Consider the following 15,867-nt stretch of genomic DNA (forward strand, 5'->3'; position numbering starts at 1 on the left):
TCAGTCTCTCATCAGCGCGGTGACGCGGCTGCCATGGCTGGGGGTGTAATTGAGCAAACGCGAAAGCTCGTCGGCGCTGCGACGCACTTGGCCGAGCAGTTCTTCGAAGTTGACGTGGCCGATCTGCGTGGTTGGGATGGTTACGCCCAGCGCTGCGACGATGCGTGCGGAGTGATCGCGCACCGGCGCGGCGACGGTAGAGATGGCCGACTCAAAAAAGCCTTCGCCGCTGACGAAGCCGCGCTCGCGGTCGTGCTGCACCAGATCGAACAGCTCCAGCACGGTCTTGGGCGTGCAGTGCGAGTGCTGTTCCAGGTGTTCTTCGGGGTACAACTCGCGCAGTTCGGCCAGGGACAGGTCTTCGAGCAGGATGCGCCCCAGCACGGTGGCATGGGCGGGCAGGCGTGTGCCGACGTTGACCGCGCTGGAGAACACCGAGGGCGGCGAGACTTTGGCAACGTAGACGATCGAGCGACCATCGCGCACCACCAGATTGCTCGGGTAGTTGAGCTTGTCGCACAGCCGCGCCAGCAAGGGTTGGCCCAGCTCGGTCAACTCCAGCGAAGCCAGGTACTCGAAGCCCAGGCGCAACACCGACATGCCCAGGCGGTATTCGTTGCCCTTGCGGGTGACGAAGCCCATGGTCTCCAGGGTGGTGAGCAGGCGGAAGATGGTCGAGCGCGGCAGCTCCAGGCGACGCGCCAGTTCCGGGGCAGTGAGGGTACGGTTCTGGCGAGTGAATTCGCACAGCAGCAACAGGCCGCGCTCCAGCCCGGGAACGATGTATTTATCCTGCGAATCCTTCAGATCGGAGTCATTCATTGGACACTTCCTGGCAGTGATTCCTTGAGGGCGAAGGCCAGTCGGCCTGCCACCAGATGAGGTTGTTCGATCGGGCTGGCATGCCCGGCATCGGGGATCAGGGTGAAGGGCGCCCCCAGCGCCTTGGCCAGCGTCAGGCAGGCTTCGGGGGCGGTGATCCCGTCCGCTTCGCCGCAATGCACTTCACAGGGCACCGCCAGCGGGGTGTGATCTAGCAGGTCAGCGCCACACAGCAGCTCGATGGCCTGGCGATAACCGTGAGCATTGAGGCGCGACATGTTCCAGCGCACCCATTCCAGCGCCTTGACGCTTGGGCGGGGCGAGAGCATGGCGGCGCTGCGCTGGGCGGCCATCTGCGCAATGCCCAGTTGTTCGAGCGCACTGAGGCGCTTGCTGCGCACTTGTTGACGTTGGGTCTCGCGAGCCGGGTCGCCATAGCCCCGCGCCGGGCTAATCAGCACCAGGCGGCGCACCCGCTGCGGATACAGGCGGGCAAAGGCGGCGGCCGTGATGGCGCCCAGCGAGTGGCCGACCAGCAAGCAATCGTCGATGCCCAAGGCGTCGAGGGTGGCGACCAGCCGGTCGGCGTAATCCTCGGCACTCGGGGCGGCGAACGACAACGGTGTCGAGTCGCCATAACCTGGGGCATCCCAGGCCACTACGCGGGCCTCTTGGCGCAGCTGCAGGGCGACTTCCAGCCACGACCCGGCGCCCGAGCCAATACCGTGCAACAGCACCACGGCGCCGCCGGTGCCGGTTTCGCGAACGGCTTGACGGCTGTTATCGAGCACCAGGGTGCGTTGTACGAAGTGCTGGGCGAGCAGTGCCTCGAGTTCGGCAACCGGGCTGGCGGTGTGGGTGGCTGGCAACATGGGCTTATCCGCGCTTGACCGAGGCCAGAGGGTGCTCTGGCGGATAGGTCGGAGTGACCGGTTTTTTCGCGCCGAGCATCACGCACATCAAGGCATCTTCGTCGCCGATGTTGATCTCCTCGCGGTAAACGCCGGGTGGTACGGAAATCACGTCGCGGTCAGTGAGAATGGTCTCGTAGCGTTCACCGTCCTTCTCGATTACCACCTTGAGTTTGCCGCGCAGTACGAAGAACACTTCTTCGACGTCGGTGTGCAGGTGTGGCGGACCTTCGTGGCCGGCAGGGATAACCATGGTGCTGAAGGTGAAGTTTTCCGAGGGAATGGTGTTCATGTCGGTGCTGACGCCGGTGCCGCCCGTGCCGATATAGCGCATCTGTGCGCGACGGTATTTAGGGTCGAAGTCGGCTTGGAACTTGAGCGCGTTCCAGTCGTATTTGCGGGTCTGGTAACGGGCGACGCGGGTCTGCATCCATGCCTCGAGGCTGGCGCCTTCAGGGCGCTCCCAGCTTTTCGGGGCTTCGGTGGTGGTGGACAGGTCAGTCATGGCGGTCTCCATTTTCATTCGATTCAACAAGGGTTCAGGGCATGACGAACCCGCCGTTGACCGGCAGGGTTTGTCCAGTGATGAAGCGGGCCAGGTTGGACAGGGCGAACACCACCGCGCCGCTGACGTCCTCGGGTAACTGTGCGCGTTGGATGGCGCGTTGCTCGGTGTACTGGCGGTGGCGCGCCTCGGGCACGTAGGCGGTGGCTTCCACCAGTACCAGGCCGGGCGCAATGGCATTGACGGTAATGTTGTCGACGCCCAGTTCACGGGCCAGGCTGCGGGTCATGGCGATGATCGCGCCCTTGCTGGCGACATAGGCCAGCAGGTTGGGGGCGCCCCACAGCGGGGTGTCGGAGGCCAGGTTGACGATGGCGCCTTGGCCGCTGTGGCGCAGTGCTGGCAGGCACGCGGTGGTCATGAGCCACGTGCCGCGAACGTTGACCTGCATGACCTGATCCCAGGTATCGATGCTCAGCGCTTCGCAGGATTTACCGCCAGAGTTGGTCACCGACGCGTTGTTGACCAGGCCGTCGAGGCCGCCCAGGCGTTCGCTGGCTTGGTCGGCGCAGCGCTGGATGGACAGCGGATCGGCCAGATCGACGCTCAGGCCGCTGACGTCCAGGCCCAAGGCCTGTAGGTCGGCAGCGGCCTGCTGGACGCGCTCGGCGAGGATATCGGCGATGACTACACGCCCGCCGGCTTCGGCGATAGCTTGGGCGAAGGCATAGCCCAGGCCGCGCGCGCCACCGGTGACCAGCACGCGGCGACCTTGCAACAGTGGATTCGAAGGGTTCATCAGTTGGTACTCAGCATGGCTTTGGGCATGTAATGCAGGACGCGCTTCTCGGCCCAGACCACCGCGCCATAGGCCAGCACGCCGATCAGAGTGAGCATGACGATGGCCACGAACACACCGGCGGTGTTGCCTTGGCCTTCAGCGTCCACGAGCAGAAAGCCCAGGCCCTGGTTACCGCCGACCAGCTCGCCGACGGTTACGCCGATGACGGCCAGGGTCGAGGCGATGCGCAAGCCGGAGAACAGCGCGGCCATCGCCGAAGGGAATTCCACCAAGCGGAAAATCTGCCAGCGGCTGGCGTTCATGGTGCGCACCAGGTTGATCATGTCCGGGTCCACGGTTCGGATTGCCGAGAGCACGTTGATCATCACCGGGAAGAACACGATCAGCACCGCGATCAGGATCTTGGGGTACACGGTGTAGCCCAGCCACATCACGAACAGCGGAGCGAACGCCACTTTTGGCGCAATCTGCAGCGCCAGGATGTACGGCGAGAGCATGGCTTCGGCTTTGGGCGAGAGGCCCAGGGAGGTGCCGATCAACACCCCCAGCAAGCCGCCGAGGGCAAAACCCACGACGATCTCCACGGCGGTGATCAGGGTGTGTTGCAGCAGGTTGCTGGTGCTCCACATCAGCACGCCTTCCTGCGCCACTCGGCTCAGGTTGGGCATGACGAATTCAGGCATGCCGAGCAGGCCTGGGCCCCATTGCCACAGGGCGAGAAACAGGATCAGCAGAGCAACGCTGCCGAACATCGAGTTGTTGAGGCTTTTCATCACGGTAGTACCTTTGCGGTTACGGCCCGGGCCGTTACTTGGCGGCAGTGGTGGTGTCGATGAACTGGTTGGTGTAGAGGTCTTCGAGCTTGGGCTCCTTGCTGACGATGCCTTCGCTCACGTAGAACTGGCGGACTTTTTCCAGGCGTTGCGGGTCGATGCGACCGAGTACGGTCTGCTGCGCGTAAACGTGCTCGATATAGAGTTTGAAAGTCTTCTCCAGCTGCGCTTCCTTGCCGGCGTAGCTAGGCACGGCCTTGGCGAACGTCGCAGCGGCAGCATGGGGGTCGGCAATGATGTCGCGCATGCCCTGCAGCGTCGCCTGGACTACGCCCCGGACGATCTCCGGGTGATTGTCGATAGCGTCATCGGACGCCATGATCGATTGCGCCATGCTTTCGAACACTTGGTCCTGGGGGATCAGCGTGACGTCCAGGCCTGCCTCCTGGGAATCGGTGACCCAGTCTGGGACGCCTGCCATGGCGGCGGCTTTCTTGGCGGCAAAAAGCTGCCAGACACCCGCAGGCCCGGCGGCCTGGATGTTGACGTCGTTCTTGTCCAGGCCGGCTTTGCGCAGGGTCGCGAGGAGGGCGTAATAGGTGGTGTCGGAGTACGACATTACGGTGAGAGTCTTGCCCTTGAGGTCCTTCACCGAGGTGATGTTTTCGTCGGCGTTGGTGGCAATCATTGTTACCCCGCCGGCACCTAGTACCGCCACGTCGCGTACCGGAATACCGTTGGCGCGGACCACGATCGGGGTATCGCCGATGGCCCCGCCGATCAATGCATTGCCAGCGCCGATCTGCTTGGCGACGTCGACCCCGCCCTTGGCCGCAATGAACGTGACGTTCAGGTCCTTGCTGGCGTAGTAGCCCTTTTCCTTGGCGATGATCCATGGCGCGAATGCCGCGGAGTTGGGCGGAGCGGGCAACAGATAGGTGACGTCAGTGGCGGCATGGGCGCCCAATGCGAAACTCAGGCCAAGAGCGGCCGACGCGGTCATGACAGCGGACTTGAACATGGTGACTCCTGAAGGGGTTTGAAGGGCCGTTCGGGACAGCGATCAATGCAGATCGGTGTCTTCGCCAACTTTGAGCAGCGCCATCAGGCGGCCGGCCAGCGGGCCGATTTCGGCGAGCTTGCGACGTTCCAAGGGGTTGTCGCGGTAGGGCAGATCGACGACGATTTCTTCGATGATGGTGCCGGGCCTCGCGCTCATCACCAGAAGGCGGTCGGACATGGCAATGGCCTCTACCAGGTCGTGGGTGATGAACAGGGCGGTCTTCTTTTCCTCGAACAGCATGCGGGCCATGTCTTGCTGCAGGATCATCTTGGTCTGGGCATCGAGGGCCGAGAACGGCTCGTCGAGAAACAGTACTTGGGGGTCCATGGCCAAGGTGCGTGCCAAGGCTGCGCGTTGGCGCATCCCGCCCGACAGCTGAAACGGATAGTGGTCCGCGAAGCCCTGCAGGTGGCACCGATCGAGCAGGTCTTCAGCGATGCAGCGGCGCTCGGCGGCGGCCATGCCTTGGATTTCAAGGCCCAACTCGACGTTTTGACGAATGCTACGCCACGGCATTAGCAGGTCCTTCTGCAGCATGAACGCGACCTTCTTCACCGGGCCGTCGACGGCTTCGCCACCGACGAACACTTCGCCTTCGCTCGGCCGGTAGAGCCCCGAGCCCATGTTGAGGATGGTGCTTTTACCGCAGCCGGAAGGGCCGATGATCGACACCACTTCGCCGCGGGCGATGGTGAAGTTCACATCACGGATAGCAAATGGCGCATCGGCTTTACCTTTGCCCGGGAAGCTCTTGCCAACTTTGCGAAATTCAATTTCGGTCGGCTCGTTGGCCAGGCGACGGGCTTCTGTCCAGTCGGGGGCGATTGCAAACATCTCTTTGACAGCCATTGGAAAGGTCTCTGGTCTGTTTTACTAGTGATACATCGGTTAGTGCATGAACAATGCCATGTGGATTTTAATCATCAATAATTAATAAAATCATTGATAATCAATGGTTTGTATAAATCTATCAATCGCGGACATGTTTTATATATAAAACGTTGTTTGTATTGTGATACGGCGCTGCACGTTCGCGGGCGTTGTTACCATTCGTGCGAGATAAGGGTGCTTTTATGGAACACTGTTTTATATATAAAACAGTGCCATGTAGATGAGTTTTGCGGTTATTGGGCTGAACCCGTCGAGACTTGCCACGCGTCGTAGCCATACACCCAGTCGGCATTGCCACCGGCCTTGAGCCATTGGTTGCCGCGCGAACCGATCTGGATCTGACTAGCGCGCGCCATCCGAGCGTTCTGGTAATCCCGCAGGGCGTAGCTCACCTGCTCGGTGGATTGCACTTCGTTGAGCGCTCGCGCCAGCACTACGGCGTCTTCGATTGCCTGGCCGGCACCTTGGGCCATAAACGGCATCATCGGGTGGCACGCATCGCCCAGCAGCACCAGACGGCCCTCGGTCCAGTAGGGCAGCGGGTCGCGTTCATAGAGTGCGGTTTTCAAGACATCGTCGCAGGCGTCAAGTAAGGCGCGGGCGTCGGGGTGGAAGTCGGCATAACTGTCGCGTAGTTCGCTGACGCTACCAGGGGTGGTCCAACTCTCTTCGTGCCAGCTGTCCTGGGCGGTGGTGGCGAAGATAAAGATGTCATCGCCGCGGTTGAGGGGGAAGGTAACGATCTGGCTATGGGCCGTCGGGCCCCACCACTTGGTGAATGCCTGGATATTGGGCACGTGAGCCACGCGGCTGGCCGGCACCACGGCGCGGAACGCGACGACCCCGGTAAAGCGTGGGCTCTCCTTGCCAAACAGGGTATTGCGCACCACGGAGTGGATACCGTCGGCGCCGATCAGTACGTCCATCCTCGCTTGGCTGCCGTCGCTGAAGTGCAGCACTGCGCCGTCCGGGTCCTGACTGGCGGCGACGGCACGTTTGGAGAACTGAACCTGTTCCACTGCACAGGCATCGGCCAGCACGGTGAGCAGGTCAGCCCGATGGATAGTCAGCTGCGGCGCGCCGTATTGGCGTTCGGCAACGTCGGACATTTCCAGGCGGGAGGTTTCTTCGCCGGTGTCCCAGAGACGGCTGATACGGTGGGTCGGGCGCGCTGCGAAGCGGCGCACGCCCTGGCCGATACCTAAGCCGTCCAGTGCTTTGACGGCATTGGGCGTGAGGTTGATGTCGGCGCCGACGCGCATGAATGCCTTGGCTTGTTCGTACACCGTGACCTGATGCCCTGCGCGTTGTAACGCGATAGCGGCGCACAGACCGCCAATACCGGCGCCGAGGATACCTATGGAGAGTGCTTGCATGAGTTGCCTCGATGTTGCATGGGTGAGGCAACGTCTCATGCATGGGAAATGCCATTATTTCCTGCATTGAGGAAATAAAATATTATTAAATTGAATCAATTAGTTATGAGTTTTTTACAGGTGAAACAGGTGGCCAAGGGCCCAAATTGCGCCAACGCGTAGCACGCTTGGGTCGCAGTGCTACTTTCCGTCACTTTTTTCGACAGGGTGGTGTGGGAACACGGTCTCCTGTCGCAGCCTGGATACGTCTGCCCAATCTACGCAGCGAGGACAGCCTTTGCCCTGGCCGGCTGGATACCTCTGAGCATCTATCCACTCGAACACAAGAACGTGGCTAGTCGGGCAAGACACGCTTACGACGCTCTACAATCATCATGTCCGCAATTTGGGAGGCAAGCTCGACCGCCTCAAGCCACTGGTCATCTAACCCTTTTCCGGTGGGTAGACCATTGCTTTTTGCGGTTGCCAGCGCTGCCGACATATAGGTATCCCAAGCCACCTTTTCACTTTCACCCAACCTTTTAGCCATCCTGCCATCCCTCACCAATGACGAATACGACCAAACCTAAGTAGTAGCGGCATGTGCAAAAAAACACGCCCCACAAAAGCGCCGGTCTCCACTTCGCTATGGCAGTACGATCTGCTCATCCGTTCAGTTTTGAAGACTGGCCTAGCGTTTTTACTTGGGCTCATCGATGGCCGGCTGGAGTGTCTCAGGCCTCCAGCCGCGCAATCACGTCATTGAGCCCCACTGACAACGTATGCAGGTTCTCGCTCGCACTCTGGGTGCGCAGCACATTGCTTTGGTTGGTGGTGGCAATCGCGGTGATTTCCGTAAGATTGCGCGAGATATCGTCGGCCACCGAAGTCTGCTCTTCCGCCGCTGTCGCAATCTGGCGATTCATGTCACGGATGGCTTCCACCGCCGTGGTGATGCGAGCCAGCGAAGAGCCCGCCAAGGCGACTTGATCGACACTTTCCTGACTGCGTGCCTGACCACTTTCGATGGCGTGTGCGGCATCGATGGCCCCGGTTTGCACCGAGTTGATGATCTGGTTGATTTCTGCCGTCGAAGAGGCCGTACGCTGAGCCAGGGTGCGCACCTCATCGGCCACCACCGCAAAACCGCGACCCGCATCCCCAGCGCGTGCAGCTTCGATCGCCGCGTTGAGGGCCAGCAGGTTGGTCTGATCGGCGATGCTGCGAATCACTTCCAGCACCTTGCCGATCCGGCCGCTGTCGCTTTCCAGGCGACGAATGACATCGGCCGTATTGCTGATCTCGACGCGCATCTGGTTGATCGCCTTGACGGTGGCACTCATGACCCGGCCGCCTTCCTGAGAACTCTGGTCGGCTTCATCGGCGGCATGCGCTGCCTGAGCGGCATGGCGCGCCACTTCCTGGGCGGTAGCAGACATCTCGGTCATCGCGGTGGCGACTTGATCGGTACGCTCGAACTGCTCGTGGGTGCCCTGGGCCATCAATGCCGCGATGGCCTTCAGCTCACCGCCAGCGCTGTCCAGGTCGGTGGTGCTGCGTTTGAGGCGGGTGAACGTGTCGGCCAGAAAATCGCGCAGCGTGTTGGCCGCAATCGCCAATCGGCCCAGTTCATCCTGACGCGTGACCGCGACGCGATCGCTGAAGCGCCCTTGACTCAATTGCGCGACGTATTCGATGAGCATGGTGATCGGCCCGACGATGTTGCGGTTGACCACCCACAGCGTCAGCAGCCCCACCAGCAGGGCAGAGGCGAGCATCACCAGCGTACCGATGAGGATGGTCCTGTCGGCGGCAGCGCTGATGGTTTGCGATCGCTCATCGCTCAACGTGCGCAGGCTGATCACCAGCTCGCTCATTTGATCGCTGGCAGGGCGATCGACACCCTTGACTGCTTGGTCGCCGGCTACCGGATCGCCGCCGGCGGCCACGAATGCGTCGCGCCCTTTGCGATACGCCACCCCCAGTGCGCGGTGCTCTTCACGCAACTTGTCGACCTGGGCGCGGGTCGCCGCATCCAAATCGCTCATGGCGCTCAAACGGCCCAGGGTGTCCTGAACCTGGCGCTCCTGATCTTCGAACTGGCCCCAGAACTTGTCGCGATCCGCAGGCTGTTTGCCACGCAGCAGCACGTTTTTCCATTCCTGCACCTGAATCTTGAATTGCAAATTGGCCTGATCGACCAGTTGCGAAGCGTGCAGAGGGCCGTCCAGCAGCCCGCGATAGGCGTGAACGTTGCTGGACAGAAATTGGAAGCACGCCAGCGCGATCAGCAGCACCAGTACCAGGCTGCCGCCGAGCAGTGCCAGAATCTGCAGTCTCAGGGATTTGAACATGTGGGGACTCTCATCAGGGGGCGTACGGTGCTCGGAATGCATCCGAAAGGTGCTTGCTCGTCGTATCCCTGACTGTGCACAACGCAGCTCAGAAACAGGGCTGCTATTGCTTGAGTCGGCTCCGCTGGAAGATTCTTTAAGCGCCAATCATGAAACCAGCCGGGTGGTTGGTGCGATCACACAAAAGGCGCTCATCGATGAATGAGCGCCTCCATGACTGTGCTCGCGCGTTCTTGAGGCGGTCCCTCAATACCCCGCAGCAGCGCCATTGCTGCGAGGGTCGAACGCTCCCTCGTATGTGCCATTGCTCAAGCGCACTGCAGCGCCGGCATGGCCCATGGTTTCGGTAAACGCGTCCAGCACCTCGACATCGTGGCCCAGTTGGCGCAGTTGCTCCAACACCTCGGCGGGTATGCGCGATTCGACTTTCAAGCTGTCGGTACTTTCGCCCCACGTGCGCCCCAGCAGCCAGCGGGGTGCAGTCACCGCCTGCTGCAAAGGCTGACCGAACACCGCATAGCGGCTGAACACCGCTGCCTGGGTTTGCGGTTGGCCATCGCCGCCCATGGTCCCGTACACCAGGGCGCGGCCATCGTGCAGGCGGGCGGCGGCGGGGTTGAGGGTGTGAAAGGGTTTTTTGCCGGGCAGCAGTGTCAGCACGTGCTCGGGGTCGAGGCTGAACGAGGCGCCGCGGTTCTGCCAGTTGAGGCCGGACTCGGGCAGTACCACGCCACTGCCGAACTCGTGGTAGATGCTCTGGATGAACGACACGGCCATGCCGTCGTTGTCGATAACGCCCATCCAGATGGTGTCGCCCGGGCCTTTGCCCTGGCCCCAGGGCGCGGCGTGGTGCAGGTCGATACGCGCCGCCAGAGCCTTGAGGTATTCCTCGGTCAAGCAGGCTTGCGGGTCGATGGTCATGTGCGTGGGGTCGGTGATATGCGCATCGCGTACCGCGAAGGCAAGCTTGGTGGCCTCGACCAGAATGTGAACGTGCTCGGCCGAATCGGCGGCATGGTGGCTCAGTCCGGCGTGGTCGGCGATCCCCAGAATCAACTGCGAGACCAAACCTTGGGTGGGTGGCGTGAGGTTGTACAGGGTGCCGGCGCTGTGGGCCAGTTGCAGCGGGCGCACTTGGGTAGCGCGATAGTTGGCCAGGTCTGCGCGGGTGACGGGCGAGCCTAGCGCGGCCAGGTCGCGGGCGATGGAGTCGCCCAGGCGGCCGCGGTAGAAACCGTCCAGGCCTTCCTCGGCCAGTGTGCGCAGGGTGACGGCCAGGCGCGGTTGCTTGAACAGGCTGCCTTTTTGCGGTGGCTGGCCGTCGTGCAAAAAGGTCTCGGCAAAGCCGGGGATAGCGTGCAGTTCGGCCAGTTTGCTGCTGGTCGCCGCGTGCTGCGAAGGGGTGGTGGGGATCCCGGCGCTGGCGTAATGAATGGCGTCTTCGAGCAGCCGTGGCAGCGCTGTTTGCCCACCCCACTGGCGGGACAGCTCCAGTGCCAGTTGCCAGCCGCCCACCGTGCCGGCGACGGTCAGCGCGGCATCGACGCCGCGGGTGGGGATGCGGCTCATGCCAGCATAGCGCTCAAGTGTCGCCAGGCTCCCGGCCGGGCCGCTCGCATCGATTGCCACCGGCTCGCCGTGGGCCGGCATGATCAGCCAGAAGCCGTCGCCCCCCAGGCTGTTCATGTGCGGGTAGACCACGGCGATGGTCGCTGCCGCCGCGACCATGGCTTCGATCGCGTTGCCGCCGTCGCGCAGGACGGCCAATGCCGACTGCGCCGCAAGGCTGTGGGGAGCGACCGCGATGCCGCGGGCGGCTAGTGTGGTGTTCAACATCGTTGCAATCCTCGTGGGGCAGTTTAAAGGGCGTGCTTGGCCAGCCAACTGGCACGCAGGCGCTTGAGGACGAAAAATGCCAGCGCTGCGGTGATCAGGTCGAAGCTGATGGCCACGGCGAAGACCGGGATCCAGCTCTCGGTGTATTGGTGCAGCAGTGCCGCGACCGGGCCGCCGAAAATCGAGCCGATGCCTTGAGCCATGTACAGAAAACCGTAGTTGGTGGTCGCGTGCCGGGTGCCGAAGGTGTCCGTGAGGGTCGATGGAAACAGCGAGAAGATTTCACCCCAGCCCAGGAATACCACCCCCGATAGCAGCACGAACAGCACCGGGTTGTCGCTGGTCGACAACCACAGCGTCATCGCGATGCCTTCGAAGCAAAAGGCCAGTGCCATGGTGTTCTCCCGGCCCCAGTGGTCCGAGATCCAGCCAAACAGCGGCCGCGTGAGGCCGTTGCAGATGCGGTCAATGGTCAGGGCCAGCGGCAGGGCGTTCATTCCGAATACCATGACTTGGGTCATGCCGAAGTCTTTGGCGAAGCTGGCCATTTGTGAAGTGACCATCAGGCCTGAAGTGGACATCATCGTGAACATGATGAACATCAGCCAGAACAGCGGCGTCTTGAGCATCTGCTTGGGCGCTACGTCGACCACGCTGTGGGCGACCCGAATGTCGGTCTGCAAGGCCTCGGCCGGTGGCTGACGTAAAAACTGCGAAGCCAGCAGCCCGACCAGTCCCAGTGCCGCACCAAAGATCATCAGGGTGGTTTCCATCCCGACGCTGGCCAAGGCGTTGCTGATCGGGAAGGTCGTGACCATCGCGCCCATCCCGTAGCCAGCGGCCACGGCACCGGCGGCCAGCCCGCGGCGATCCGGGAACCAGCGCACCATCAGGCCGACGATGCCGACATAGACGATGCCGGTGCCCAAACCGCCCACCACGCCGTAGCTCAGATACAGCTCGGTCAGGGACGAGGCCTGGCTGGCGAGTATCCAACTGAGCCCGGAGAGCCCGCAGCCGGTGGCGATCAACTGCTTGATGCCGAAGCGATCCACCAGATAGCCCTGAACGGGCGAAAAGAACGTTTGCAGTATGATCAATAGCGAAAAGGTGACCTGAATCTGTGCCAGCGAGCCACCGAGTTTGGCGCTCAGGGGGCCGGTGAAGAGTGTCCATACATATTGCGGACTAGAAATAGCCATCATGCAGATGAGGCCGGCGCTCAGTTGGTGCCAGCGCGAGCCGAGGGCTCTGGATCGGGATGATTCGAGGCTTGCAGGTGCGCTTTTCATGAGTGCTGCCCAGACGGTTATCAATGTAACTGGTCCGAGCAATTGATGTGCCATCAACGGCTTTTAGTTAAACTTAAAGTTATAAATATAAGCAGTGGATAATAGCTGCCCACACACCCTGCTTTCGCATTGAAGCAAAATATAATGAGTCAAAAGAGTTAATTAAGAAGCCAGGTAATCTACGCCGTTGCCCATGCGCAGTCTGTCGCCAGCAGAGCAACCTGTATCGGCAAACGGACACGCGGCTTTACGCCGCGGTCCACGTGGTGTCACTCATGGTGCAGCGTGCACTGCGACGGTGCCGAGGTGCTCGGTCCTGTTGCTTGAGCCACGTCTAGAAGTCAGCGATGAACTGCACTCCGCCCACCAGCGCCGAGCGGGTTTGCTCTACACCGCCGGGGTATTTCACATACTGCAGGCTGGGCCGCACCATCAGCCATTTAGTGGCCAGATAGCCGTAGTTGATCTCGTAGCTGTACTCGCGCTTTTGCACCGGTACATAGAGCGCATCATGGACGGAATCGACGCCATTGTCGGCATTGAGTATCTCGGCGTTGCGGCTGTAACGGTCGTTGATCTTGAGCCGCGAGACACCTGCACCGACGGTATCGTCTGGTCGTGAGGCGAACGGTCCGCGGTAGATCAGGCCGGCCGAGATGAGGTTCTTGATCTTGCTTCTGTCCGGGTCGTTGAAGGTCATGTTGGTGAAGAGGTTCAGGCCGCGTTTGTTGTTGCCGTCTACCGTGGTCAATTGTTGTTGCGCCGACAGCCACCAGCCGCTGTTGTCGGAGTATTTCTTGTAGGGTTGGCCGCTGCGGGCGGCATCGTTGCCGTTGGCGTCCTTGAGCATGTCGCGCCCATCGACATCGCTGTAGTAATACCCCAGGTGATACTCGGAAGAGAGGTCGTTGACCCGCCCGAACCAGACCGCCTCGATCGGGAAACTGGTTCCCTGCGAGCCTGCGATAAACGGCTTGAAGCCGTTGCTGTACTCGGCGTTGCCGGGATTCTTGTCGTAGGCACCGGCCTGCAGATAAAACTGCGCAGTGAAGTAATAGCGCGCGCGGATCGCCCATTGACTGATCGGAAAACTGTTCCATACCCCGTTCCAGTTGCCTTCCTGCGACCCGCACAGTGTCACGTTCTGAAACTCGCAGGGGAACTGGTTGAAGTCCTCGCCATGGCCGAAACGGCCGAGCTTGACCGCCAGTTTACGGTCGAAGAACTTCTGCTCGTACCACAGTTGCGACAACCGCCAGGCATTACCGCCGCCGAACACCTCCATGGTCGAGGTCATGCCGGTAGCGTCAGGCTGATGCACCCGATCGTTGGTGATGTCCTTGCCATGGCGCTCGCCGATACCAATGCGAAACGTCGCGTCCGGCCAGCCGAGGAGTTTGTTCAGGTCCATGGTCGTCCCGAGGATGATCTGGTCGCTGAGCCGCGCCGTGGTGCTGCTGTCGTAGCCACCCCCCAGATTGGAGCCGATCTCGGCAACGTATTTGAGCGTGAAATCAAAACCCTGTTCGGCGAGCTTTTGCCGCTCGCCGCCCCAGTCGCCCAGCAACCAGGGGGAATCGGCGTCGAGCGCGCCGTAAGCGAATGTGCCCGTGGAAACACCACTGGCGAGCAGCGTCAGTACAACCCCGCAAAAGTGTCTGTTCATAAGCCTGTCTACCTGTTGTTGTTATTGTTTCAAGCTCGGCTGGGCACGATTTTCGCGCGCAGTCATCCGCGACTTGATAAACAAGTCGGTCACACCATTTTTGATTAGGTAACCGGGCCGCCGCAGTTCGGCCCGGCAGGGATCAGCCTTGCAGGTACACCACGTGGGTGTGGGTGTATTCGTACAGCCCATGCTTGCCATCGGCGCCGCCGATACCGGACTTGCGCACCCCGGCATGGAAGCCCTGCATGGCTTCGAAGTTTTCGCGGTTGACGTAGGTTTCGCCGAAGTCCAGTTCGCGCACCGCGTGCATTGCCTGGCTCAGGCTGCGGGTATAGATCGAAGACGTCAGGCCGTAGTCGCTGTCGTTGGCCAGGTGGATGGCTTCGTCGAGGTCGTCGATGATCTGGATCGGTAGCACCGGCCCGAAGATTTCCTCACGCATGATCGCCATGTCGGCACTGCAGTTGGCCAGTACTGTCGGTTGGTAATGAAAGCCCGCGGGTTGTTCGCCCAGATTGCCGCCGGTAATCAGCTGCGCGCCCTGACGGCGAGCTACCCGGACCTTTTCAGCCACCTTGTCGAGCCCAGCCTGGTTGATCAGCGGACCCATTTCCACGCTGCTGTCGGCCAGCGGATCGCCGTAGCGGGTGGCGCTCATGGCCTGCCCCATGCGCTCGATAAAGGCATCCGCCACGCTGCGCTGCACGTACACCCGCTCCGCACAATTGCAGACCTGCCCGGTGTTGATGATGCGCGAATCGCGGATGGCCTTGATCGCCAGATCGAGGTCGGCATCGGCCAGCACGATCGCCGGCGCCTTGCCGCCCAGCTCCAGGTTGAGTTTGGTCAGGTTCGGCGCTGCGGCCGCCATGATCCGTGCGCCGGTGGCCACGCTGCCGGTGAAGCTGACCATGTCGATGTCTTTGTGGCTGCTCAACTGGCCACCAACCTTGCCGGCACCGCTGACCACGTTGAAGACCCCGGCCGGCAAGTCGGTTTCCGCCACCAGGCGGGCAAACTCGAAACAGTTGATCGGGGTCTCCTCGCTCGGCTTGATGACGATCGTATTACCGGTGATCAAGGCCGGGGCTAACTTGCGGGCGATCAAAAAGAACGGGAAATTCCAAGGCAGGATACCCGCCACCACGCCCAGGGGCTTGCGGAACAGGAAGATGTTCTCGCCGGGCCGATCGCTGGTGATGATCTCTCCCTCGATCCGTCGCGCCCATTCGGCCATGTAGTCCAGATAGTCGGCGGTGAAGTTGACCTCGACCTGCGCCAGCGCCGAGATCTTGCCTTGTTCGGCGGTGATGGTATGGGCCAGATGGGGCACGTTGGCGCGCAGCTTGGCGGCGATCTGGCGCAGGTATTGTCCGCGTTCGTTGGCCGGTTTGCGCGCCCAGTCCTTTTGCGCGCTGCGGGCGGCGGCGATGGCCTGGTCGACGTCCTCCTGGGTGGAGGCCGGGACATGGGCCAGGAGGGCGCCAGTCGCCGGGTTGGTCACGGGCAAGTGCTCGCTGCTGGCGCGAAACGTGCCGGCGATGTAGTTCTGATAGAGCGGCTGTGTTTGGCTCATGGCGCGTGCTCCTGTACG

The 15,867-nt window shown here is 61.6% G+C and carries 14 protein-coding genes; all 14 read right to left on the reverse strand.

Features of this window, described 5'->3' with window-relative positions; genetic code table 11:
- Positions 1–822 (reverse strand): IclR family transcriptional regulator, encoded by an 822-nt coding sequence (locus LIX93_RS21935; RefSeq protein WP_226506159.1) that lies wholly within the window; start codon positions 820–822, stop codon positions 1–3.
- Entirely contained in the window at positions 819–1,694 is an 876-nt protein-coding gene (locus LIX93_RS21940; protein WP_226506160.1) for an alpha/beta hydrolase, read from the reverse strand. Before LIX93_RS21940 ends, LIX93_RS21935 begins: the two co-directional genes overlap by 4 nt.
- Positions 1,695–1,698: 4 nt before the next feature.
- Positions 1,699–2,238 (reverse strand): cupin domain-containing protein, encoded by a 540-nt coding sequence (locus tag LIX93_RS21945; protein WP_226506161.1) that lies wholly within the window; start codon positions 2,236–2,238, stop codon positions 1,699–1,701.
- Between the two features lie 34 nt (positions 2,239–2,272).
- On the reverse strand, positions 2,273–3,037 hold the full coding sequence (locus LIX93_RS21950) for an SDR family oxidoreductase (protein WP_226506162.1): 765 nt from the start codon (positions 3,035–3,037) through the stop codon (positions 2,273–2,275).
- Positions 3,037–3,813 carry an ABC transporter permease gene (locus tag LIX93_RS21955; protein WP_226506163.1) on the reverse strand — a complete coding sequence of 259 codons (777 nt, stop codon included), beginning with the start codon at positions 3,811–3,813 and terminating at the stop codon, positions 3,037–3,039. The genes LIX93_RS21950 and LIX93_RS21955 overlap by 1 nt, the downstream gene beginning before the upstream one ends.
- Before the next feature lie 34 nt (positions 3,814–3,847).
- Positions 3,848–4,816, reverse strand: coding sequence for an ABC transporter substrate-binding protein (locus tag LIX93_RS21960; protein WP_226506232.1), 969 nt, complete (start codon positions 4,814–4,816; stop codon positions 3,848–3,850).
- 60 nt (positions 4,817–4,876) lie between these two features.
- Positions 4,877–5,710 (reverse strand): ABC transporter ATP-binding protein, encoded by an 834-nt coding sequence (locus LIX93_RS21965; protein WP_226506233.1) that lies wholly within the window; start codon positions 5,708–5,710, stop codon positions 4,877–4,879.
- A gap of 290 nt (positions 5,711–6,000) precedes the next feature.
- A complete protein-coding gene (locus tag LIX93_RS21970; RefSeq protein ID WP_226506164.1) occupies positions 6,001–7,143 on the reverse strand; it encodes an FAD-dependent monooxygenase in 1,143 nt (380 codons plus the stop codon).
- Between the two features lie 334 nt (positions 7,144–7,477).
- Positions 7,478–7,672 (reverse strand): hypothetical protein, encoded by a 195-nt coding sequence (locus tag LIX93_RS21975; protein WP_226506165.1) that lies wholly within the window; start codon positions 7,670–7,672, stop codon positions 7,478–7,480.
- Positions 7,673–7,856: 184 nt separating this feature from the next.
- Entirely contained in the window at positions 7,857–9,476 is a 1,620-nt protein-coding gene (locus tag LIX93_RS21980) for a methyl-accepting chemotaxis protein (protein WP_226506166.1), read from the reverse strand.
- 246 nt (positions 9,477–9,722) lie between these two features.
- Positions 9,723–11,312, reverse strand: a complete 1,590-nt coding sequence (locus LIX93_RS21985; RefSeq protein ID WP_226506167.1) for a gamma-glutamyltransferase family protein — start codon at positions 11,310–11,312, stop codon at positions 9,723–9,725.
- A 23-nt stretch (positions 11,313–11,335) separates the two neighbouring features.
- Positions 11,336–12,604, reverse strand: coding sequence for an oxalate/formate MFS antiporter (gene oxlT / locus LIX93_RS21990; RefSeq protein WP_226506168.1), 1,269 nt, complete (start codon positions 12,602–12,604; stop codon positions 11,336–11,338).
- Positions 12,605–12,938: 334 nt separating this feature from the next.
- Positions 12,939–14,270, reverse strand: a complete 1,332-nt coding sequence (locus tag LIX93_RS21995; protein WP_226506169.1) for a carbohydrate porin — start codon at positions 14,268–14,270, stop codon at positions 12,939–12,941.
- 142 nt (positions 14,271–14,412) lie between these two features.
- Positions 14,413–15,849: an aldehyde dehydrogenase gene (gene aldA / locus LIX93_RS22000; protein ID WP_226506170.1), complete on the reverse strand. Its 1,437-nt coding sequence runs from the start codon at positions 15,847–15,849 to the stop codon at positions 14,413–14,415.
- Positions 15,850–15,867: the final 18 nt, after the last annotated feature.

Origin of the sequence: Pseudomonas sp. MWU16-30317 (assembly GCF_020515695.1) — a bacterium.
Classification (GTDB): domain Bacteria; phylum Pseudomonadota; class Gammaproteobacteria; order Pseudomonadales; family Pseudomonadaceae; genus Aquipseudomonas.